This window comes from Streptomyces sp. NPDC052101, assembly GCF_040680235.1.
In the GTDB taxonomy this organism is placed as follows: domain Bacteria; phylum Actinomycetota; class Actinomycetes; order Streptomycetales; family Streptomycetaceae; genus Streptomyces.
Genome location: NZ_JBFAWH010000032.1, coordinates 24,210 through 45,001, shown reverse-complemented (window position 1 = coordinate 45,001; position 20,792 = coordinate 24,210). Strand labels below are relative to the sequence as shown.

The following is a 20,792-nucleotide window of genomic DNA, read 5'->3' as shown; positions in this document are numbered from 1 at the left end:
CCGGCGGGCGTTCCGCTCAGGCGTGCAGCTCGCCCTCGATGACCGTGACCGCGCGGCCGGTGAGCAGGGTGCGGTCGCCGCGCAGGCCGGTGCGGACCAGGCCGGTGCGCCGGGACGCCTGCAGCCCGATGAGGTCGTCGCGGCCGAGACGCGCGGACCAGTACGGGGCGAGCACGGTGTGGGCGCTGCCGGTGACCGGGTCCTCGTCGATGCCGACGTTCGGGAAGAAGCAGCGGGAGACGAAGTCGTAGCCGCGGGACGGGTCCTCGGCTCGGGCGGTGGCGATGATGCCGCGCGAGGAGTAGGCGCCGAGGGACTTGTGGTCCGGTGCGAGGCCGAGGACCGTCTTCTCGTCGGCCAGCTCCACCAGCAGGTCGCCGACGTTCGGGCCGGTGTCGAAGGCGGCGACGGGCACCGCGCCGAGGGCCTCGGCGACCCCGGCCGGGACCTCGGCCGGGGTGAGCGGGGCCGTGGGGAAGTCGAGGGTGATCGAGCCGTCCGCGGCGGGCGTGGCGATGAGCACGCCGCTGCGGGTGGTGAACCGCACCGGGCCCGGGTGGGCGCCGGTGGTGTGCAGGACGTGGGCCGTGGCGAGCGTGGCGTGCCCGCACATCGCCACCTCGGCGACGGGCGTGAACCAGCGCAGCGCCCAGTCCGCCTCGCCGCCCTCGGGCAGCCGGTGCGCGAACGCCGTCTCGGCGTGGTTGACCTCCATGGCGACATGTTGGAGCCAGTCGTCGTCCGGGAAGACGTCGTCCAGGAGCAGGACTCCGGCCGGGTTGCCGGCGAAGGGGCGGTCGGTGAAGGCGTCCACGATTCGAATGCGCATGACGCCGACGCTAGTGGCAGTGCCCGGCGCCGGCCCAAGGCCAATTCACCGGCCCTGGCTTGATTCCCGCAGGGTGGCGGCGCCCGCCCGCGCCCACGGAGCGAGCTGGGCGGCGCCGAACGAGACCTCCAGCACGAGGAACGGCCACAGCACCCCGGGTCCGCCGTGCGCCAGCGCGTACGCCTGCCACAGGGAGAACAGGGCGCGTGCGGTGCCGTCGAGCAGGCCGTGCAGAGGCAGCGGCCGTACGACGCGCAGGACGGACCAGACCACCACGACCGAGCCCATCAGGTTGGCGTACAGGGTCTGCAGGGGGCTGAGCGCGGGCATGGTGCCGAGGCCGACCGCGTCGCCCGTGGCCGACAGCAGGCGATGGACCAGCGCATACGTCCAGGGCGTCGCGAAACCGGCGGTGACGATCAGGTCGTACCAGCCGCTGGTGCGAACAAGGCGCAGATAGGCGGGGGAGGCAGGGGTCATCGGAGGCTCCTCGGGGGCTCCTGGACGGGCTCGCTCGGGCGCCGCCCACGCTAGACAGCGGAGTACGCTCCAAGGTCAAGTCGACCAAGCGGCGGGGGAGTCATGCGCATCGGGGAACTGGCCGCGCGGACGGGGCTGTCGAAGGACACCCTGCGCTTCTACGAGAAGGTCGGCCTGCTCGACGGAGACCGGCTGCCCAACGGCTACCGCGACTTCCCGCCGGAGACCGTGGTCTGGCTGCGTTACGTCCGCACCGCCCGGGCGCTCGGCTTCACCCTGGCCGAGATCGCCCGGCACGGCGAGGAACTGCGGAACGCCCCGGACAGCGCCGAGGCCCTGTCCGCCCTCTTCGAGGACAAGATCCGGGTCATCGACGAGCGCATGGCCGAACTGTCCGCACTCCGCGCGGATCTGACCTCGCGCGTAGGCACGGGCTGCCCGCTGCGCGCGGCGGACCGGGCCCTCTGAGAGAGGCCCCGGCAGGCCCGTCGGCGTACGACACGTCGAGCTATGCGCTGGTCGACGGCGTCGGTTCCCGGCGGTGCTCCAGCCATGTGCGGCTCAGGTCATCCCAAATCGTCTGGTAGCTGGCGAAGACCCCGCCAAGGTGGGCATACGTAAGATCACCGGCTGCCGTTGACGCCATCAGGTATTCGAGGTCATCGGCAAGGCGCTGGAAGCGGTACTGCGCTTCCTCCATCAGGATCCACCGGGAGCGCCAGTTGAAGAACGGCTCGACGGCCCCGAGCAGCGTCCCCAGGGCCACCAGCGCAAAGGCCAGACCGGCCCAGGTGTTGAGGTTCTGCAGGCCCAGAATGATGGTGGACGCGGCGGACAGCGCCAGCGTCAGGATCTTGATCGCCGAAGCGCTTCTGCGAAAGCTCTGCTTCTTGCCGCGGGTGTAGTCGTTGCCTTGCCGGATCTTGTCCAGCAGGAGGACCGCCGTCTCCCTCGGGCTGAGACCTGCGCCTGGTCCACCGTTCGACTGCACTCCGCCCCCAAGGATTCGTCGCCACTGTGCGGCTCGACCAGGCAGACGCCGGCCTGCACCATGCGGTTCCGCGGTGCCTTCGCCCGCCGGCCGTCCCGGCTGCCCGGCTGTGTTTCGAGGAGGGCCTTGTCATGCGATCGGTTCCGATATATCGTTGAGGCATCGCGAATGATACGCGATGTAGACGTGACAGATCAGCGATGGAATGGAGTGATCGCAATGCGTACTCACGGATTCGAGCGTGGACATCGGCACGAGGGTCCCGGTCAGCGGGGCATGGGTGGATTCGAGGGGCGACGGGCGGCCTTCGGGCCCTTCGGCCCGGGTGGTCCGGGGTTCGGCCCCGGCGGACCTGGATTCGGACCCGGCCCCTGGGGACCCAGGGGACGTGGTGGCCCGAGGGGACGGGCCCGGCGCGGTGACGTGCGGGCCTCGATCCTGGCCCTGCTCAAGGACCGCCCCATGCACGGCTACGAAATGATCCAGGAGATCGCCGAACGCAGCGGCGGCGCGTGGAAGCCCAGCCCCGGATCGGTCTACCCCACGCTCCAGCTGCTGGAGGACGAGGGCCTGATCGCCAGCGAGACCGAGGGCGGCAAGAAGCTGTTCGCCCTCACCGACGACGGGCGCAGCGCCGCCGACGCGGGCTCCGACGCGCCCTGGGAGGAGGCTTCGCGCGGGGTCGACTGGGAGGCCCTCACGGAGATCCGTCAGGCCGGCTTCGGTCTGATGGAGGCCTTCAGCCAGGTCTGGAAGACCGGCAGCAAGGAACAGCGCGAGAAGGCGCTCACCGTCATCAACGAGGCCCGCAAGAAGCTGTACCTGATCCTCGCCGACGAGCACTGAGGCTCGCAGGCGCGGCGAGGCGCCCCGCGCGGTGATCCGTGCGGGGCGCCTTCGCGTCCCCGGGGTCGCCGGGGAGTGCGCGTGCCCGGCCGGCCGGGGCGCTAGGCGACCAGTCCGGCCAGCTTGCGCAGCGACTCGTTCAGGGCGGCCGTCGCCGAGTCCTTCAGTTTGCCCGCCATCAGCGACACGGCCGCGCCGGTGAACTCGCCGTCGATGCGCACGGCCGTGGCGTCGCCGTCGGGGGTGAGGGTGTAGCGGGTGGCGACCGTCACCGCCATCGGGCCCTTGCCGCGAATGGCGAACACCCGCGCCGGCTCCAGCTCCTCGATGGTCCAGTCGACCTCGGCCGGAAAGCCCATCAGCTTCATGTTCTCCTGGAACGTCCCGCCCACGGCCAGGGCCTGCGGGCCTCCCTCGGGGAAGCTGGTGTGGGTGGCGTTCCACTCGCCGTACGACGACCAGTCGGTGAGCTGGGCCCACACCTTCTCGGCCGGTGCCTGGATGCGTGCCTCCGCGCTGACTTCGGCCATGCGACCACCCCTTCGGAATCGGGCGTAGCGGGCTACGGTGTCGCGGAACGTAGCGGGAGGGGCGCGAACATTCAATACTGATGAACCGTCAGGAATGCCGGTCGGTGGCCGCGCTCTCCATGTCGGTGGGGGACGTGCGGGGGAGCGGAGCGGTTGTGTGCAGGGCGCATGGCAAGGCGGCGCGCGCCCCTCGGGTCGGATCGGCCGAATCTCCTCCGTAAGGATGAGATTCCGGTGGTCGATGTCCACTCCGTGCGGGACGCGAAGATGGTTCCAGTCGTGGATGACTCGGCCCGCCGAGGCTGATGGGGTAGGGGATGTGCAACCCCGTACAGCCCCTTGGACCGCCCATGACGAGGCGGTTTCGCACATGGACGACGATGCCGCGCTCGGTGTGGAGCAGGCAGCGGTGGTCGCCGGTGCCCGCCGCCGGGCCGTCCGGGACGGGGACCGGCAGATCGACACCGCCCATCTGCTGCACTCCCTCCTGGAACACGACCCCGAGGTCCGCGCCGCCGTCGGCGGCCCACCGCGGCTCGCCCGGCTGCTCGGCTACCTCGTGCAGCGCAGCATCGGCTACGGACTGCGCTGGCAGGGCAGCGTGGAGGACTCCGGCGCGCTCGCCGTCCTCCCCGCCACGGCCGTACCCGGCCCACGGGACCCCAGGGACGCCGTCGGCTGGTCGCCCACCGCGGCCGCCGCCCTGGCCGACGCCCGCGAGCGGGCCCGCCGGCGCGGCGAGCCCCGCGTCACCGGCGTCGACCTCCTCGCCGCGCTCACCGCGGACCCGGCGTCCCGGGCCGTCGAGGTGCTCGAACGCGCCGGCATCCGGGACCTGGACGCGCGCATCGCGGACGGCGTCGAGGAGCGCGCGAGCGACGGCGAACCGGCCCGCTGACGGCACCGCACGTCCAGCCCCTGAGACAGGTGTCATCGGGGGTGACGCTCATGTCGCCGCCTGTCATCATGTGCCGGTGCATACGTCAGACAGCAGTCAGGGCAGCCGTGGCAAGGGCGTCGGGCTCGGTCTCGCGCTCGCCTCGGCACTCGCCTTCGGCGGGTCCGGAGTGGCCGCCAAGCCGCTGATCGAGGCGGGGCTCGACCCGCTCCACGTGGTCTGGCTGCGGGTGGCCGGCGCCGCCCTCGTCATGCTGCCGCTCGCCGTGCGGCACCGTGCGCTGCTGCGCCGGCGCCCCGCGCTGCTCGCCGGGTTCGGACTGCTCGCCGTCGCCGGGGTCCAGGCCTGCTACTTCGCCGCGCTCTCCCGGATCCCGGTGGGCGTGGCCCTGCTCATCGAGTACCTGGCCCCCGCGCTGGTGCTGGGCTGGGTGCGGTTCGTGCAGCGGCGGCCCGTGACCCGTGCCGCCGCGCTCGGCGTGGTCCTCGCGGCCGGCGGCCTCGCCTGTGTGGTGGAGGTCTGGTCGGGGCTGAGCTTCGACGCCCTCGGCCTGCTGCTCGCGCTCGGCGCCGCCTGCTGCCAGGTCGGCTACTTCGTCCTCGCCGATCACGGCGGCGACGCCGGCGACGAGGCGCCGGACCCGCTCGGCGTCATCGCCTACGGACTGCTCGTCGGCGCCCTCGTCCTGACGCTTGTCGCCCATCCCTGGACCATGCGCTGGTCGGTGCTTTCCGGCTCCGCGCACATGAACGGCACCGCCGTACCGGCCCTCGTCCTGCTGGGCTGGATCGTGCTGATCGCCACCGTCGTCGCGTACGTCACCGGAGTGCTGTCCGTGCGGCGGCTGTCCCCGCAGGTCGCGGGCGTCGTCGCCTGCCTGGAGGCGGTCATCGCGACCGTGCTGGCCTGGGTCCTGCTCGGCGAGCACCTGGCCGCGCCGCAGATCGCCGGCGGCGCCGTCGTCCTCATCGGCGCGTTCATCGCCCAGTCCTCGACCCCTGCCAAGGGTTCCGGCGAGCCGGTGGCCGCGGGCGGCGGGGAACGCGAGTTGTCCGAGCGCCGTACGTCCGCCTAAGGTGCCGGTCATGCCGTCCACGCTCGTCCTTCCGCCCCCGGCCGCCTGAGGCGGGCCTCCGGGACACCAGCCCCGCGCATGTGCGCGGGGCGGGACGGTGCTGCCCGCAGATGAAGTCCGCGCGCCCCGCTCCAGCGGGCCGCCCTCGAACTTCCGCACCGACGTGTGCGCTTCTGCGGAGAGATCCCTTGACGACGTCGAACCCTGCTTCCGGCCTGCCCGTAGGGCGTGGCCTGCTCTATCTGATCATCACCGGTGCCGCCTGGGGCACGGCCGGTGCCGCCGCCTCCCTGGTCTACCGCACCAGCGACATGGGCGCCTTCGGGCTGTCCTTCTGGCGCTGCGCGCTGGGCCTGCTCCTGCTGCTCGCCGGACGGGGCGTGCGCCCGCGCGTCCGCCCGGCCACCACCGAACCCCTGGCCCGCAGGGCCGGCCGGGTCCTCGCCACCGGCCTCGGTCTCGCGGTGTTCCAGACCGCCTACTTCGCCGCCGTGGAGTCGACCGGGCTGGCCGTGGCCACCGTCGTCACCCTCGGCGCGGGCCCCGTGCTCATCGCGCTCGGCGCCCGGCTGCTGCTCGGGGAACGGCTCGGCGCCGGCGGGGTACTTGCGGTCGCCGGGGCGCTCGCCGGGCTGGCCGTGCTGACGTTCGGCGGCTCCGCCGCGACCGTACGCCCGGCCGGTGTGCTCCTGGCGCTCGCCTCGGCCGCGGGCTACGGCGCGATGACCCTGCTGACCCGCTGGTGGGGCAGGGACGGCGGCGCCGACGCCTCCGACACCACGGTCGGGGCCTTCGCGGTGACCGGCCTGTGCCTGCTGCCGTTCGCGCTGCACGAGGGTCTGCTCCCGCACACCGCCCACCCGGCGCGGCTGCTGTGGCTCGTGCTCTACATCGCCGCCGTGCCCACGGCTCTCGCCTACGCCCTGTATTTCGCCGGGGCGGCCGTCGTACGGTCCGCCACCGTCTCCGTGATCATGCTCCTGGAGCCGGTGACCGCGGCCGTGCTCGCCGTCGTCCTGCTCGGCGAGCGGCTGACGGCGAGCACGGCGGCCGGCACGCTGCTCCTGCTCGGCGCGGTCGCGGGTCTCGCCGTGAGCGAGGCCCGCGGCACCGGCCGACGGGAGTCGGTCCCCGTGTGACGTTTCTGCGCGCCTTCGGACGGTCCCGGTCCTACGGCCGCTTCAGGTAGTCCGGCAGCTCGATGCCGGGCGCCAGGTCGGTGTTGGGGACCGGGGCGCCGTAGCCGGCCCGGACCGGGACGACGCCGGCCCAGTGCGGCAGGGTGACGTCCTCCGGCTCGTCGGTCGCGCCGCCGGTGCGGAGCTTGGCCGAGACCTCGTCCAGGTCCAGGCGGATCACCGCGGTGGCGGCCAGCTCCTTCTTGTTCGCGGGCCGGGAGTCGGCGGCGCGGCCCGGCACGATGTGGTCCACCAGCGCGTCCAGCGCCGCCCGCTTCTCCTCCGGGTCGGTGACCTGGCGGGCGATGCCGTGCATCACCACGGAGCGGTAGTTGAGGGAGTGGTGGAAGGCGGAACGCGCCAGCACCAGCCCGTCCACGTGGGTGACCGTCAGGCACACCGGCAGGCCCGGGTCGGACTCGCCGGCCGCGCGCAGCGGACGGGAACCGGTGGAACCGTGCAGATAGAGCCGCTCGCCGACCCGGCCGTACAGCGTCGGCAGCACCACGGGGGCTCCATCGCGGACGAAGCCGAGGTGGCAGACGTACCCCTCGTCGAGTATCGCGTGCACCAGCTCCTTGTCGTACGACGCCCGGTCCGCGGAGCGTGTGGGCACGGTGCGGTCGGTCGGGGTGTAGGCGGCGGCCTGGGTTTCCTCGGTCGTCCCCTGCATGGCGGTCCCTCCGTGGCGAACGATTGGCGATCGGTATTGCACTAGTGCATAATGCTCTTTGTGCTAGGAGAGTATCCCATTGCAGGGCGTGGCGCAGCAGAGATCGCGGCCAGCGTCGAGCGCGCGGTCGGCGCCGGCGAGCTGGTGCCGGGCCAACCGCTCCCTCCCATGCGGGAGTTGGCTACCCGGCTGGGCGTGAATCCCAACACCGTCGCGGCCGCGTACCGCACCCTGCGCGAGCGCGGAGTGATCGAGACCGCCGGCCGCCGGGGCAGCCGTGTCCGGTCCAAGCCGGCCACCACCGGACGCGAGGAACTGCGCGTGGAGGTCCCGGCCGGCGGCCGAGACCTGGCCGCCGGCAACCCGGACCCGGCCCTGCTGCCCCGACTCGCCCCCGCTCTCGCCGCGGCGGCGAAGGAGGGCGACCGGCGACCCGTCCGCTACGGCGACGACCCCGTCGATGAGGACCTCGCCCGCCTCGCCCGCGCCGAACTCGACGCCGACGGCGTCCCCGAGGGCCCGCTCACCGTGACCTCCGGCTCCCTCGACGCCATCGAGCGCGTCCTGACCGCCCACCTCAGACCGGGCGACGCGGTCGCCGTCGAGGACCCCGGCTGGGGCAGCGTCCTCGACCTGGTCCCCGCGCTGGGGCTGCGCACCCTCCCGGTGGGCCTGGACGACGACGGCCCGCGCCCCGACGACCTGCGCCGCGCCCTGGAGTCCGGGGCCCGCGCGCTGATCGTCACCGACCGCGCGCAGAACCCGACCGGCGCCTGTGTGACCGCCACGCGCGCGCGTGCCCTGCGCGCGGTCCTGCGCGACCATCCGCGGACCCTGCTGATCGAGGACGACCACGGCCACGGCATCGTCGACCTCCCGCTGCACCCCCTCGCGGGCGGCACCCACCACTGGGCCGTCATCCGCTCCGCCTCCAAGGCCTACGGCCCCGACCTGCGCGTCGCCGTCCTCACCGGCGACCCGGTCACCGTGGACCGGGTACGGGGCCGCCAGCGCCTGGGCCCCGGATGGGTGAGCCTCCTGCTGCAGCGGGCCGTGGTCCGGCTGTGGACCCAGGGCGCGGTGGACCGGGTGGCGGTGGCACGGGCCTATGGCGCGCGCAGGGACGCGCTGGTCGACGCCCTGGCGGACCGGGGAGTCGCCGCCCACGGCCGCAGCGGCATGAACGTATGGGTGCCGGTCCCCGACGAGACCGGTGCCGTGGCCCGCCTCCTGCAGGCGGGCTGGGCGGTCGCCCCGGGCGCCCGCTACCGCCTGAACAGCCCGCAGGCGATCCGCATCACGGTCTCGACGCTCACAGAGGGGGACATCACCTCTCTGGCAGATGTGGTGGCAGCGGCGGTACGCCCCTCTCCGGCGCGCGTTTATGGCTAGGGGAAGCGAAGCAGGGGCGCGGGGAACTGCGCGAGTACCGGCCACGCATGGCCGGTACTCGCGCACGACTCCTCACGCCCCTCCCCATTAGGCGCCCTTCCGCCCCCGAACCTGCGTAAGCGCGGCCCCCGCGAGAACGATCACGGCCCCCACCGGTGTGGTCCATCGCAACGATTCCCCAAGAATCGCAACACCCGCAGCCGTGGCGATGACCGGAATGAAGTACGTGACCATCTGAGCGGTAGTGGGCCCGACTTCAGCAACCAACCCGTACTGAATCAGCACCGCCAGCCCCGTACCCAGCACCCCCAGCGCGGCGATCGCCAGCAGCGGCACCAGATCGACATGCGTGGGGAACCCGGCGAACAACGGCGTCACAACCGCCAGTTGAAGCGCTGCAAGCATCAGCTGCGCCCCCGTCATCGACAGATGGGAGTTGCCCGTGCCCGCGAGCGTCCGGCGGACGTAGATCCAGCCCACCGGATAGCTCAGCGACGCCAGCAGGGCCATCGCCGTACCCGTGGCGTCCAGCCCGTGGAAGCCCTGCCAGGCCCCCAGCACGGTCAGCACCCCGAGGAAGCCGAGACCGAGCCCGGCCACGCGGACCCGGGTCGGCCGGTCCTCGGACAGGGCGACCAGCGACAGGGCCATGCCCCACAGCGGGGACGTCGCGTTGCAGATGCCCGCCAGCGTGGACGGGATCGTCAGCTCGGAGTAGGCGAAGAGGGAGAAGGGAAGGGCGTTCAGGAAGAACGCGGCGACCGCCATGTGGCCCCACAGCCGCGCACCGCGCGGCGGCTTCTCCCGTTTGACCGCCATCGCCGCGGCCAGCACCGCCGTACCGAACACGAGCCGCCCGAGGGTGACCTGGAAGGGTGCATAGCCTTCGGTCCCCACCTTGATCAGCAGGAAGCTGAAGCCCCAGATCAGGGACAGGGCGCAGAAGCGGAGCCGCCAGTCGAGACGGGGGCGGGGACGGGCGGGTGCGGGGGACAGGGTGCTGCGGGATGAGGTGACCGTGCTCATGGGCTCCACGATGCTGGAGGGCAACCTCGTAGCACAATTGAGATTTGGCAACGGGTATCTCTTAGAATCACTTACATGTTGAACCTGGAGCGCCTGCGCACCCTGGACGCCCTCGCCCGGCACGGCTCGGTCAGCGCGGCCGCGGACGCGCTGCACGTCACCACGTCCGCCGTCTCCCAGCAGCTGGGCAAGCTGGAGCGTGAGATCGGCCAGCAGCTGCTGGCCAGGAACGGCCGCGGAGTGCGGCTCACGGACGCCGGGCGCCTGCTCTCGGAGCACGCGGCACGCATCCTGTCGCTGGTCGAACTCGCCGAGTCCGACCTGGAGGCGCACCGCGGTCAGGTCGTCGGCGAACTCAGGCTCTCGGCGTTCCCGACGGCCGCCCGCGGACTCTTCCCGGCCGCGCTCGGCGCGCTCCGGGCCGAGCATCCCGGGCTGCGCGTACGCTCCAGCGAGCTGGAGCCGGAGCAGGGCATCGCCGGTGTCGTCCGCGGCGACCTGGATCTCGCTGTGGTGCTGGACTGGTACAACAAGCCGATGCCCGTGCCCGACGGCCTGGTCAAGGCGCCCCTGCTGGACGACCCGGCAGAGGTCGCCATGCCGGTCGGGCACCGGCTCGCCGGCCGGGAGGAGGTCGACCTCACCGAGTTCGCCGAGGACGAGTGGATCACCTGGGGCGAGGGCGAGTTCTGCCACGAGTGGCTGATGTTCACGCTGCGCTCCAAGGGCGTCGAGCCGATCGTCGGCCACCGCGCGGGCGAGACCCACACCCAACTCGGCCTGGTCGCCTCCGGGTTGGGCGTGTGCATCGCACCGCTGCTGGGCCGGCACCCGGTCCCGGCCGGCGTGGTCCTCGTGCCGCTCAGGCAGCGGGTGCGCCGGCATGTGTACGTGGTCTGGCGGGCGGACGCCGACCGCCGCCCCTCGATCCGCGCGGCGGTGGACGCCCTGCGCTCGGCCGCCCGGCAGTTCGGCTGAGCCCGGCCCGGCCGGTTCCTACGCCCCGCCCAGTTTCCGGAAGTCCCAGGAGACGATCTTCTCCGGGGTCAGCCGGGTCCAGGCGTGCCGGCCGTCGTGCGGCATCTCGTCCAGGCCGAAGTTCTTCCGCGCGAACAGCGTCTCGGCCGTGTCGAGTTCGGCGCACAGCTCCCCGGTACGCGGCGCCTCGCCCACGAACTCCACCCGGCCGGACAGCTCGACCCCGCGCAACTGGTCGTACTCCTCGCCGGAGTCGACCATCACGGCCACCCGCGGATCGCGTCGCAGCTGCGCCCAACGCCTGCTACGCACCACCGAGTACAGCCACAGCGAGGTGCCGTCCCAGGCGAACCACAGCGCGCTGACATGCGGAGCGCCGTCCGCCGAGACGGTCGCGACCCGGCAGGTGCGCTGACCGGTGAGGAACTCGTCCAGCTCACCGGGCGTCATCATGATCTTTCGGCCCCGGCGCTGCTGCGTGACGGTCATGCGGCCCCCTCTTCTCTCACATCGTGCCGGCGAACTATCTTGTCCTCGCGATCCTCTGACATCACGTCAGAAAAGAGAACGGGTCGTCTTCAAGGGGGCGTGCCATGCCGTCGTACGAACAGCTCAGCGAACTCCTCGACCCCGTGAGCACCGTCCTGCTCACCGTGGAGTGCCAGCAGGGGGTCGTCGGCCCGGACAGCGCCCTGCCCGAACTGGCCCGCGAGGCCCGCTCCTCCGGTGCGCTGCGCAATGTGGCCCGGCTGGTCGCAGCCGCCCACGACAGTGGCGTGCAGGTCGTCCACGCGATCGCCGAGCGCCGCCCGGACGGCCGCGGCGCGAGCCGCAACGCCCGGCTGTTCCGGGCCGCGGAACGGCTGCCGGTGCAGCAGCTGTCCGGCACCACGGCGGTCCGTGTCGCACCCCCGATCGAGGTCGCCGAGGAGGATTTCGTCGTACGCCGGATGCACGGCCTGTCCCCGATCCACGGCACCGATGTCGACGCCCTGCTGCGCAACCTCGGCTGCCGCACGCTCATCGTCACCGGTGTCTCCGCCAACGTGGCGATACCCAACGCGGTGTTCGACGCGGTCAACCTCGGCTATACGGCCGTCGTCCCGGCCGACGCCGTCGCGGGGGTGCCCGCCGACTACACCCCCGCGATGATCAGGCACACCCTCGCGCTGGTCGCCACGGTCGCGACCACCGACGAGGTGCTCGGCTGCCTCAAACGGCCGCGCAGGGCCTGAGTCCGGGCCCTGAGACCAGGCTGAGGCGGCTCAGGCCAGCTTGATGTCCTCGCCGGAGACCGTGATCTTCTCGGCGGCCAGCGGCTGGGTCGCCGGACCCTGTTTGACACTGCCGTCCGCGACGGAGAAGTGGCTGTTGTGACACGGGCAGACGATCACACCGCCCGCCACGCTGCCCACCGCGCACCCCTGGTGGGTGCACTTGGCGGAGAACGCCTTGAACGTGCCGGCCGCCGGCTGGGTGACCACCACACCGTGGTCCTTGAAGATCTTGCCGCCTCCCTCGGGGATGTCGGAGGTCTTGGCGAGGGCGGTGCCGCCGGCGGAGCCGCCGCCGTTCTGCGACGCGCCCGAGGAGCCGGTGCTCCCGGAGGAGCCGGCCGTACCGCCCGTGCCTGTCGCGCCTGTCGTGCCGGAGGAACCGGATCCGGTGTCGGAGGAGTTGTCGCCCGAGCCGCAGGCGGTCAGCGCGGCGGCGAGCCCCGCCGCTCCCGCCGCCGCCACGACCGCACGGCGGGCGGGTCCGGTTACCGGCTGGGGCGATGCGCTGGTCATGTGGGTTCCCTTCCGCGGAGCTTCTCGTGATCCGTCCAGGGGTACGGCGCCCGGGCGCCACCCGTTCAGACGGGCACCCAGATCCTTGCGGTCGCGGCATGAGACGGCCGTAAGCCACAGCTGTCGGTCCGCTGTCGGCCCGGCCCGTCGGGCCGCCGGCCCTACCCCAGTAACCTGGGGCGATGCTCAAGGAAGTCACCGCGACCCGCTACATCACGCCGCTGCGTGAGGGCGGCTCGCTGCCGGGGCTCGTCGAGGCCGACGACTTCGGGACCTACGTCATGAAGTTCACCGGTGCCGGACAGGGCCGCAAGACCCTGGTCGCCGAGGTGGTGTGCGGCGAACTCGCCCGCCGCCTCGGATTCCGGATGCCCCGGCTGGTGACCGTCCAGCTGGATCCGGTCCTCGGACTCGGCGAGCCGGAGCAGCAGGTGCAGGAGCTGCTGCGGTCCAGCGGCGGCACCAACCTCGGTATGGACTTCCTCTCCGGCGCCCTCGGCTACGACCCGCTCGCCTTCCCGGTGGAGCCCGAGGAGGCCGGTCGGATCGTCTGGTTCGACGCGCTGATCAACAACGTGGACCGGTCCTGGCGCAATCCCAACCTGCTCGTGCACCGCGACGGGCTGTGGCTCATCGACCACGGCGCCACGATGATCTGGCATCACAACTGGCCCTCCGCCGAGGCCTCCGCCGCCCGCCCCTATGACGCGGGCGACCACGCCCTCGCCCGCTTCGCCCCGGACGTCACCGCCGCCGCGGCCGAGCTGGCACCCCGCGTCACCGAGGACCTGCTCGCCGAGGTCACCGCCGAGATCCCGGACGCCTGGCTCGCCGGCGAGCCGGGCTTCGACAGCCCGGACGACCTGCGCCGGGCCTACGCACGTCCGCTGCTCGCCCGGGCGGCCGTCGTCCACGAGCGCATCACCGGCATCGAGGGGACCAAGTGAGCGAGACCCACATCCACATGGCCGGCCATGTCACCGAGCGGCACATCACCCGGGCGGGCCAGGGCGGCGACCGGGACGTGTTCGAGTACGCGCTGCTGCGGGTCGTACCGCGCGTGGAGCGCGGTGAGTGCGTCAACGCGGGCGTGCTCGTCTACAGCCGGGCCAAGGCCTACGTCGGCGCCCGTACCCACCTGGACGAGGCCCGGCTGCTGGCCCTGGACCCGGCGGCGGACGTGGCCGGGATCCGGGCCGCGCTCGACGCGATCGAGCGGCACTGCGCGGGTGGCGAGGAGGCGGGGCAGGCGGCCCGGGACGACGCCGGGCGCCGCTTCCGCTGGCTGATCGCGCCCCGCTCCACCGTCGTCCAGCCCGGTCCCGTGCACACCGGACTGACCGCCGACCCGGCGGCCGAGACGGAGCGCTTGCTGGACCTCCTGGTGAGGTAATGGATCACACGCACCCGGTGTGCCGTTGACACCGGGTGCCAGGGCTTCTAGCGTCACCTGTGCTGAAGGTACTAAGCGGTCGCTCACCGCATCAGACAGGCTCTCTCAGGAGCCAGACAGGTTCTCTCAAGGGCGAGGAGAAGCAGCAATGTCCACCACTGAACAGCGGGTCGCGATCGTCACCGGCGCGGCGCGCGGCATCGGCGCCGCCACCGCCGTACGACTGGCCGCCGAGGGTCGCGCGGTCGCCGTGATCGACCTGGACGAGGCCGCCTGCAAGGACACCGTCGAGAAGATCACCGCGGTCGGCGGCAAGGCGATCGCGGTCGGCGCCGACGTCTCCGACGAAGCGCAGGTCGAGGCGGCGATCGCCCGGATCGTCGAGGAGCTGGGCGCCCCGACGATCCTGGTCAACAACGCGGGTGTGCTGCGCGACAATCTGCTGTTCAAGATGAGCGTGTCCGACTGGGACACCGTCATGAACGTCCATCTGCGCGGCTCGTTCCTGATGACCAAGGCCGTCCAGAAGCACATGGTCGACGCGGGCTTCGGCCGGATCGTCAACCTGTCCTCCTCCTCGGCGCTCGGCAACCGCGGCCAGGTCAACTACTCCGCCGCCAAGGCCGGCCTGCAGGGCTTCACCAAGACCCTCGCCATCGAGCTGGGCAAGTTCGGCATCACCGCCAACGCCGTCGCCCCCGGCTTCATCGCCACCGAGATGACCAAGGCCACGGCCGACCGCGTCAAGATGGACTTCGAGGACTTCAAGAAGGTCGCCGCCACGCAGATCCCGGTGCAGCGCGTCGGCGAGCCCGAGGACATCGCCAACGCCATCGCCTTCTTCACCGGCGAGGCGGCCGGCTTCGTCTCCGGCCAGGTGCTGTACGTCGCCGGCGGACCGCTCAACTGAGGAACAGGTACATGACTTCCGCTGAACTCCCCGAGCTTTCGGGCAAGGTCGCCCTCGTCACGGGCGCCAGCCGCGGCATCGGCTACGGCGTCGCCGAGGCGCTCGTCGCCCGTGGCGACCGCGTGTGCATCACCGGCCGGGGCGAGGACGCCCTGAAGGAGGCCGTCGACAAGCTCGGCTCGGACCGGGTCATCGCCGTCGCCGGCAAGGCGCACGACCTCGCCCACCAGGCCGAGGCCGTCGAGCGCACCATGGAGGCCTTCGGCCGCGTCGACTTCCTGGTCAACAACGCGGGCACCAACCCGGTCTTCGGTCCGATCGCGGACCTCGACCTGAACGTCGCCCGCAAGGTCTTCGAGACCAATGTGATCTCCGCGCTCGGCTTCGCCCAGAAGACCTGGCACGCCTGGCAGAAGGACAACGGCGGCGCGATCGTCAACATCGCCTCGATCGCGGGCCTCGCGCCCTCGCCGTTCATCGGTGCCTACGGCGTCAGCAAGGCGGCGATGATCAACCTGACCCAGCAGCTGGCGCACGAGTTCGCGCCGAAGGTGCGGGTCAACGCGATCGCTCCGGCCGTCGTCAAGACCAAGTTCGCGCAGTCCCTGTACGAGAACCGTGAGGAGGAGGCGGCCGCCGCCTACCCGCTGGCCCGGCTCGGCGTTCCCTCCGACATCGGCGGGGCCGCCGCGTTCCTCACCTCGGTGCAGTCCGACTGGATCACCGGTCAGACGCTCGTCGTGGACGGCGGCATCTTCCTGAACGCCGGCGTGGGCTGAGCCACCTTCCGGGCGTCGATTTTCGGACAGATCGGCGCCCGGAACGCCCTAGGGAGTCCGCACAGCGGACTGACAACGTCGTCATCGCGCAAACGATCAAGAAGCCCTGTTTCAGGGGCGGTTCAGGGGGCCGAACGCTGCGGTATGGTCTGCCGACCCTTGGTATGGCAGATCGAGGAGCGTGCGCGTGTTCAACCGGAACCGATTCCTGCGGAGAGTCGCGGCGATCGCGTCCATGTCCGTGGTAGCCGGCTGCGGCCTGCTGTCCAGCGGTGACGGCGGCAGCAAGGGGCCGATCGTCGTGGGCACCACCAGCGCCCCCAGTACGCTGGACCCCGCCGGTGCCTATGACGGCTCCTGGGAGCTGTACCGCAACATCTTCCAGACGCTGCTCGCCTACCCCAACGGCGCCACCACCCCCCAGCCCGACGCCGCCAAGAGCTGCTCCTTCACCGACTCCTCGAGCCGGACCTACCGCTGCACGCTGCGCCCGGACCTGAAGTTCGCCGACGGCGCCCCGTTGAACGCCCAGGCCGTCAAGCACTCCATCGACCGCATCCGCACCATCAACGCCCCCGGCGGACCCGCCCCTCTGCTCGGCAGCCTGGACCGGGTGCAGGCGCTCGGCGACCGCGAGATCGTCTTCCACCTCAACCAGTCCGACGCCACCTTCCCGTTCGTGCTGGCCACCCCCGCCATGTCGATCGTCGACCCCGACGACTACCCGGCGAACGCCCTGCGCAAGGACGACAAGGTCTACGGCTCCGGACCGTACGTGCTGAAGTCCTACGAGGAGGACAAGGAGGCCGTCCTCGCCTCCAACGGCAACTACCAGGGCTTCGCCCAGCGGCAGAACGACGCGGTGACCATCCGCTACTTCCAGGACTCCGCCGGGATGGTCAAGGCACTGCGCGACAAGCAGATCGACGTCACCTACCGCGGCCTCGCCGCCGACGACATCGTCGCCCTCCAGCAGCGCGGCAACAGCAACCTCCAGCTGGTCGACGGCACCGGCACCGACATCAGCTACCTGGTGTTCAACCCCAAGGACCCGTGGGCCAAGCAACCCGCCGTACGCAAGGCCGTCGCCCAGATCGTCGACCGGGGCGCCATCGCGCACAAGGTCTACAAGGACACCGTCGACCCGCTGTACTCGATGGTCCCCAAGGGCCTGACCGGACACACCACCGGCTTCTTCGACGACTACGGCGACCCGAGCGTGCCCAAGGCCCGCAAGATCCTCTCCGACGCGGGCATCCACCAGCGCGTCCCGCTCACCCTCTGGTACACCACCGACCGCTACGGCTCCGAGACGGCGCTGATGTTCCAGGAGCTGAAGCGGCAGCTGGAGGCCTCCGGACTGTTCACGATCACGCTCGAGAGCCGCCCCTGGAAGACCTATGTGGTCGGCTACCAGAAGGGTGAGTACCCGGTCTTCGGCCGCGGCTGGTTCCCGGACTTCCCCGACGCGGACAACTTCATCGCCCCGTTCGTCGGCGAGCGCAACGCGCTCGGCACGCCCTACGCGTCCAAGGAGATCACCGGCACGCTGCTGCCCCACTCGCGCGCGGAGAGCGACCGCGCCCAGACGGTCAAGGACATGGAACAGGCCCAGCAGATCATCGTGGACGACGCCCGGCTGATCCCGCTGTGGCAGGGCCGCCAGTTCATCGCCGCCAGCGAGGACATCTCCGGCGGTGAGCAGGCCCTCGACCCGTCGACGATCATGATGATGTGGACACTGCACCGCAAGACCAGCTGGTGAATCACCCTTGCGGCACCGGTTGTCAGTGGTCGCCTGTAGGTTCTGAAACCTGTAAGTGACCACACGCCGTAGTTGATCCACACCGTGAGGACGTTGACGTGACCGACATCTCCATGCTGCCCGAGTCCTGGCGCGGGGTTCTGGGCGACGAGCTGCAGCAGCCCTACTTCAAGGAGCTGACCGAGTTCGTCGAGGAGGAGCGGGCGAACGGTCCCGTGTACCCGCCGCGCGAGGAGGTCTTCGCCGCGCTGGCGGCCACGCCGTACGACGAGGTCAAGGTCCTGGTCCTCGGCCAGGACCCGTACCACGGCGAGGGTCAGGGCCACGGCCTGTGCTTCTCGGTCCGCCCGGGTGTGAAGACCCCGCCCTCGCTGCGGAACATCTACAAGGAGATGCAGGCGGAGCTGGACCTGCCCGTCCCGGACAACGGCTATCTGATGCCGTGGGCCGAGCAGGGCGTCCTGTTGCTCAACGCGGTCCTCACCGTGCGGGCCGGCGAGGCCAACTCGCACAAGGGCAAGGGCTGGGAGAAGTTCACCGACGCCGTGATCCGCGCGGTGGCCTCGCGGCCCGACCCGGCGGTCTTCGTCCTGTGGGGCAACTACGCGCAGAAGAAGCTGCCGCTCATCGACGAGACCCGGCACGTGGTGGTCAAGGGCGCGCACCCCTCCCCGCTGTCCGCGAAGAAGTTCTTCGGCTCCCACCCGTTCACCCAGATCAACGAGGCGATCGCCCAGCAGGGCCACACCGCGATCGACTGGCGGATCCCGAATCTGGGCTGAGGCCCCTGGGCGCGAGCAGCCCACCACGGCCCGCGGCCGACCACCGCCCCACAACGCAACGGCGCCGCCTGACCAGGAATCCCGGCGGCGCCGGTTAGCGTCGGGAGCGGACAACCCGGCAATGACCCGGAGGGCACCGTGGCGGAGCAACAGGAGCAGACGGCACCCGACGCCGTGCTGACGCGGATCGGGCAGGTCGTGATGCTGCACCACGGCGGCGACCGCGAGGAGGCCCGCTGCCGCTTCCTCGACCTGTGGGCGGAGATCGGCGAGGCCGGCGCCCCGCTGCACCGCTGCACCCTGGCCCATTACCTGGCGGACACCCAGGACGACCCGGAGGACGAACTCGCCTGGGACCTGAGGGCGTTGTCGGCGGCGGAAGAGCTGCGCGAGGGCTCCGGCAGCGACCCGTCGAGCGTCCGGGGCTTCCTCCCCTCCCTGCATCTCAATCTCGCCGCCGACTACGTGAAGCTGGGCCGTGATGACGCCGCCCGCAGTCACCTGCGCCGGGCGCGCGACGCCGCCGGCGCTCTGGGCGAGGACGGATACGGCGACGGGGTGCGGGCGGCCATCGGACGCCTGGGGCTGCGGCTGGGCGAGGGCGGCTAGTGCCCCGGCAGGCAACGTCCGCGACGGGGCGAACGTTGCCTGCCGGGGCACTGGATACAGCGCTGTGCTCCTGGGGCTGTCGTGCCGGCGCTCATCAGTGGCCGTACGTCTGGTCGCAGATCCGGGACTCGGGGCTGCCCGCGCGCCAGCCGCCGTACTGCCTGCCGAGGGCGCATACGCCCGGGGCCTCGGGGGCCGCCGGGTTCGGCAGGGGCGGGGGGTCGGTGTGTGGCCTCCGGGGGCGCTCACGCGGGCGCGGGGGAGCGGGCAGGGCGGCCGGGGCGGCCGGGGGTCGGTGGGGGACCGGGGGCGCCTCGGTCGGGTGCTGCGGGGCGGCCGGTGCCGGGTGCGTCGGCTGCCGGGACGGGCCGGTCATCTCCAGCGCCTCCCGGGCCGGTGCCTGGACCACCCGGGGCTCGGCGCTGCCGTCCGGCCGGGGCACCGTCGGCAGCGAGGGTGCCGTGTCCCGGGGCGGCGCGGGTGCCGCCGGGTGCTGCACCGTCACACACCCGGCGAGGACCGAGACGGCCACGGTGGCCAGGAGCGCTGCGGTGGTCGTCGTTCGATGCACCCGCGCAACTCTGCTGGGTCGGCGCCCGGCCCCGCAGCAGGGAGCCGAGGGTGCCGCCCCCGCACGGGTGATCTCGTGCCCCGTACGGGTGATTTCGGGATGCCGAGGGTGACGTTCAGTCGCCGGTGGTGCCGTCGAGCCGCTCGCGTATCAGGTCGGCGTGGCCGTTGTGCCGGGCGTACTCCTCGATCATGTGCGTGTAGATCCAGCGCAGGTTGAACGGCGTTCCCCGGAACCTGCTCTTCCCCCGGGACAGATCGTCGAGCCCGAAGCCGGCCGCGTTGCGCCGGGCGATCTCGATCTCCGCCTGCCAGGTCGTGTACGCCTCTTGCCAGGTGTCGGCCTCGGTGACATGGAAGTCGCCGTCGCGGTCCTCGTCGGTGTAGTAGATCGGCCCGGGATCGTCGCCCACCAGCACCTTGCGGAACCAGCCGCGCTCGCATTCGGCCAGGTGCCGGACCAGCCCCATGAGGGACAGCTCGGAGGGTGGTACGGACGCGGTGCGCAGCTGTGCCTCGGTCAGCCCTTCGCACTTCTCGGCCAGTGTCTGGCGGTGGTAGTCCAGCCAGCCTTCCAGCATGGCGCGTTCACCGGCGGTCTGGTCGGGCTCTCGGCGTTCCGTGGTCATGCCCGTATCCTCACCGACCCCCACACGTACCATCAGGTGTTTTTCAGCGGCCCAGCATTCCGGCCAGCAACTCCCGCAGGCCTGCCCGCACTTCCACGAGGCCCGGCACCTCGGCGCTGAACGAGCCCGCCGCGCACGAGAACATCAGCCCGTCCGCCCAGGCGATCAGGGACAGCACATGCCGGGCCGGGTCGGGCGAGCCCACGGCGGTGAGCAGGGCGGCCAGCTGTTCCTTGAAGACGGCGCCCGTCCGGTCGTAGAAGGCCCGAAGCTCGGGGCGGCGGGTGGCCTCCAGGGCGAGTTCGTAGCGGGCGATCAGCAGCTCGCGGTTCTGGGTCAGGGAGCGGTGCACGGCGAGGGCCAGCCCGTCGGTCAGCGCGTCGAGTCCACCGCTCGGATCCGGCAGCTCCGCCAGCTCCAGCACCCGCGCCTCGCGCTCGGCGTGCCGCCGCACAGCGAGTTCCAGCAGTGCCTGCCGGGTGCGGGCCACGTTCGAGGTCGAGCCGGGCGGCAGCCCGGCCGCCTCGTCCACGGCGCGATGCGTCAGCCCGCGCATCCCGCGCTCGGCGAGCAGGGCGAGGGCGGCGTCGGCGACGAGGTCGGCGCGGGACGCGCTGGGCGTGCGTACGGACATGAGGTGACCTTACCTGCGCCACTGCGACTGTAGTG

The 20,792-nt window shown here is 71.8% G+C and carries 26 protein-coding genes; 15 read left to right on the top strand and 11 right to left on the bottom strand.

Annotated features, from left to right (window positions below; translation table 11 throughout):
* Positions 1–16: 16 nt before the first annotated feature.
* Both AB0L75_RS36200 and AB0L75_RS36195 read right to left on the bottom strand, forming a co-directional pair.
* Positions 17–829, bottom strand: coding sequence for a PhzF family phenazine biosynthesis protein (locus AB0L75_RS36200; protein ID WP_365189952.1), 813 nt, complete (start codon positions 827–829; stop codon positions 17–19).
* Positions 830–874: 45 nt separating this feature from the next.
* Positions 875–1,309, bottom strand: a complete 435-nt coding sequence (locus tag AB0L75_RS36195) for a hypothetical protein (RefSeq protein ID WP_365189950.1) — start codon at positions 1,307–1,309, stop codon at positions 875–877.
* Between the two features lie 102 nt (positions 1,310–1,411).
* Here AB0L75_RS36195 and AB0L75_RS36190 point away from each other — a divergent pair, with 102 nt between their 5' ends.
* A complete protein-coding gene (locus AB0L75_RS36190) occupies positions 1,412–1,777 on the top strand; it encodes a MerR family transcriptional regulator (protein ID WP_365189947.1) in 366 nt (121 codons plus the stop codon).
* A 40-nt stretch (positions 1,778–1,817) separates the two neighbouring features.
* On the opposite strand, the gene AB0L75_RS36185 is transcribed toward AB0L75_RS36190, so the two are convergent.
* The gene (locus AB0L75_RS36185) at positions 1,818–2,300 is read right to left on the bottom strand and encodes a DUF4231 domain-containing protein (protein WP_365189944.1); all 483 of its coding nucleotides are present in this window, start codon (positions 2,298–2,300) and stop codon (positions 1,818–1,820) included.
* Positions 2,301–2,519: 219 nt separating this feature from the next.
* Here AB0L75_RS36185 and AB0L75_RS36180 point away from each other — a divergent pair, with 219 nt between their 5' ends.
* Complete coding sequence (locus AB0L75_RS36180; protein WP_365189943.1) at positions 2,520–3,146, top strand: PadR family transcriptional regulator; 627 nt, start codon at positions 2,520–2,522, stop codon at positions 3,144–3,146.
* 101 nt (positions 3,147–3,247) lie between these two features.
* Here AB0L75_RS36180 and AB0L75_RS36175 read toward each other — a convergent pair whose 3' ends face one another.
* The gene (locus AB0L75_RS36175; protein WP_365189940.1) at positions 3,248–3,676 is read right to left on the bottom strand and encodes an SRPBCC family protein; all 429 of its coding nucleotides are present in this window, start codon (positions 3,674–3,676) and stop codon (positions 3,248–3,250) included.
* A 370-nt stretch (positions 3,677–4,046) separates the two neighbouring features.
* Between AB0L75_RS36175 and AB0L75_RS36170 the strand changes: the two genes are divergently transcribed.
* From AB0L75_RS36170 to AB0L75_RS36160, 3 genes are all read left to right on the top strand, one after another.
* The gene (locus AB0L75_RS36170; RefSeq protein ID WP_365189938.1) at positions 4,047–4,574 is read left to right on the top strand and encodes a Clp protease N-terminal domain-containing protein; all 528 of its coding nucleotides are present in this window, start codon (positions 4,047–4,049) and stop codon (positions 4,572–4,574) included.
* Positions 4,575–4,644: 70 nt separating this feature from the next.
* Positions 4,645–5,649 carry an EamA family transporter gene (locus AB0L75_RS36165; protein ID WP_365189935.1) on the top strand — a complete coding sequence of 335 codons (1,005 nt, stop codon included), beginning with the start codon at positions 4,645–4,647 and terminating at the stop codon, positions 5,647–5,649.
* A 188-nt stretch (positions 5,650–5,837) separates the two neighbouring features.
* Complete coding sequence (locus tag AB0L75_RS36160; protein ID WP_365189933.1) at positions 5,838–6,788, top strand: EamA family transporter; 951 nt, start codon at positions 5,838–5,840, stop codon at positions 6,786–6,788.
* Positions 6,789–6,819: 31 nt separating this feature from the next.
* Here the strand turns inward: AB0L75_RS36160 and AB0L75_RS36155 are convergent, their stop codons facing one another.
* Positions 6,820–7,500 (bottom strand): pyridoxamine 5'-phosphate oxidase family protein, encoded by a 681-nt coding sequence (locus tag AB0L75_RS36155; RefSeq protein WP_365189931.1) that lies wholly within the window; start codon positions 7,498–7,500, stop codon positions 6,820–6,822.
* A 60-nt stretch (positions 7,501–7,560) separates the two neighbouring features.
* Between AB0L75_RS36155 and AB0L75_RS36150 the strand changes: the two genes are divergently transcribed.
* The gene (locus AB0L75_RS36150) at positions 7,561–8,892 is read left to right on the top strand and encodes an aminotransferase class I/II-fold pyridoxal phosphate-dependent enzyme (protein ID WP_365189928.1); all 1,332 of its coding nucleotides are present in this window, start codon (positions 7,561–7,563) and stop codon (positions 8,890–8,892) included.
* Between the two features lie 87 nt (positions 8,893–8,979).
* Here AB0L75_RS36150 and AB0L75_RS36145 read toward each other — a convergent pair whose 3' ends face one another.
* On the bottom strand, positions 8,980–9,918 hold the full coding sequence (locus AB0L75_RS36145) for a DMT family transporter (protein ID WP_365189925.1): 939 nt from the start codon (positions 9,916–9,918) through the stop codon (positions 8,980–8,982).
* 75 nt (positions 9,919–9,993) lie between these two features.
* On the opposite strand from AB0L75_RS36145, the gene AB0L75_RS36140 reads away from it, so the two are divergent.
* On the top strand, positions 9,994–10,896 hold the full coding sequence (locus AB0L75_RS36140; protein WP_365189923.1) for a LysR family transcriptional regulator: 903 nt from the start codon (positions 9,994–9,996) through the stop codon (positions 10,894–10,896).
* A gap of 18 nt (positions 10,897–10,914) precedes the next feature.
* On the opposite strand, the gene AB0L75_RS36135 is transcribed toward AB0L75_RS36140, so the two are convergent.
* Complete coding sequence (locus AB0L75_RS36135) at positions 10,915–11,385, bottom strand: pyridoxamine 5'-phosphate oxidase family protein (RefSeq protein ID WP_365189920.1); 471 nt, start codon at positions 11,383–11,385, stop codon at positions 10,915–10,917.
* A gap of 104 nt (positions 11,386–11,489) precedes the next feature.
* Here AB0L75_RS36135 and AB0L75_RS36130 point away from each other — a divergent pair, with 104 nt between their 5' ends.
* Positions 11,490–12,131: a cysteine hydrolase gene (locus AB0L75_RS36130; protein WP_365189917.1), complete on the top strand. Its 642-nt coding sequence runs from the start codon at positions 11,490–11,492 to the stop codon at positions 12,129–12,131.
* Between the two features lie 30 nt (positions 12,132–12,161).
* Here the strand turns inward: AB0L75_RS36130 and AB0L75_RS36125 are convergent, their stop codons facing one another.
* Entirely contained in the window at positions 12,162–12,686 is a 525-nt protein-coding gene (locus AB0L75_RS36125) for a Rieske (2Fe-2S) protein (protein WP_365189915.1), read from the bottom strand.
* A 182-nt stretch (positions 12,687–12,868) separates the two neighbouring features.
* On the opposite strand from AB0L75_RS36125, the gene AB0L75_RS36120 reads away from it, so the two are divergent.
* From AB0L75_RS36120 to AB0L75_RS36090, 7 genes are all read left to right on the top strand, one after another.
* Positions 12,869–13,633: a HipA family kinase gene (locus AB0L75_RS36120; RefSeq protein WP_365189913.1), complete on the top strand. Its 765-nt coding sequence runs from the start codon at positions 12,869–12,871 to the stop codon at positions 13,631–13,633.
* On the top strand, positions 13,630–14,079 hold the full coding sequence (locus AB0L75_RS36115) for a DUF3037 domain-containing protein (protein ID WP_365189910.1): 450 nt from the start codon (positions 13,630–13,632) through the stop codon (positions 14,077–14,079). Before AB0L75_RS36120 ends, AB0L75_RS36115 begins: the two co-directional genes overlap by 4 nt.
* A 148-nt stretch (positions 14,080–14,227) precedes the next feature.
* Positions 14,228–14,989, top strand: coding sequence for a 3-oxoacyl-ACP reductase FabG (gene fabG / locus AB0L75_RS36110; protein WP_365189907.1), 762 nt, complete (start codon positions 14,228–14,230; stop codon positions 14,987–14,989).
* Positions 14,990–15,000: 11 nt separating this feature from the next.
* Positions 15,001–15,768, top strand: coding sequence for an SDR family oxidoreductase (locus AB0L75_RS36105; RefSeq protein WP_365189905.1), 768 nt, complete (start codon positions 15,001–15,003; stop codon positions 15,766–15,768).
* 187 nt (positions 15,769–15,955) lie between these two features.
* Positions 15,956–17,533, top strand: a complete 1,578-nt coding sequence (locus tag AB0L75_RS36100) for an ABC transporter substrate-binding protein (RefSeq protein WP_365189903.1) — start codon at positions 15,956–15,958, stop codon at positions 17,531–17,533.
* 98 nt (positions 17,534–17,631) lie between these two features.
* Entirely contained in the window at positions 17,632–18,315 is a 684-nt protein-coding gene (ung, locus tag AB0L75_RS36095) for a uracil-DNA glycosylase (protein WP_365189901.1), read from the top strand.
* 138 nt (positions 18,316–18,453) lie between these two features.
* Positions 18,454–18,924: a hypothetical protein gene (locus AB0L75_RS36090; protein WP_365189898.1), complete on the top strand. Its 471-nt coding sequence runs from the start codon at positions 18,454–18,456 to the stop codon at positions 18,922–18,924.
* 94 nt (positions 18,925–19,018) lie between these two features.
* On the opposite strand, the gene AB0L75_RS36085 is transcribed toward AB0L75_RS36090, so the two are convergent.
* From AB0L75_RS36085 to AB0L75_RS36075, 3 genes are all read right to left on the bottom strand, one after another.
* Positions 19,019–19,495 (bottom strand): hypothetical protein, encoded by a 477-nt coding sequence (locus tag AB0L75_RS36085; RefSeq protein WP_365189896.1) that lies wholly within the window; start codon positions 19,493–19,495, stop codon positions 19,019–19,021.
* Between the two features lie 115 nt (positions 19,496–19,610).
* The gene (locus AB0L75_RS36080; protein WP_365189894.1) at positions 19,611–20,123 is read right to left on the bottom strand and encodes a DinB family protein; all 513 of its coding nucleotides are present in this window, start codon (positions 20,121–20,123) and stop codon (positions 19,611–19,613) included.
* 43 nt (positions 20,124–20,166) lie between these two features.
* On the bottom strand, positions 20,167–20,757 hold the full coding sequence (locus AB0L75_RS36075; protein WP_365189891.1) for a TetR/AcrR family transcriptional regulator: 591 nt from the start codon (positions 20,755–20,757) through the stop codon (positions 20,167–20,169).
* Positions 20,758–20,792 lie beyond the last annotated feature (35 nt).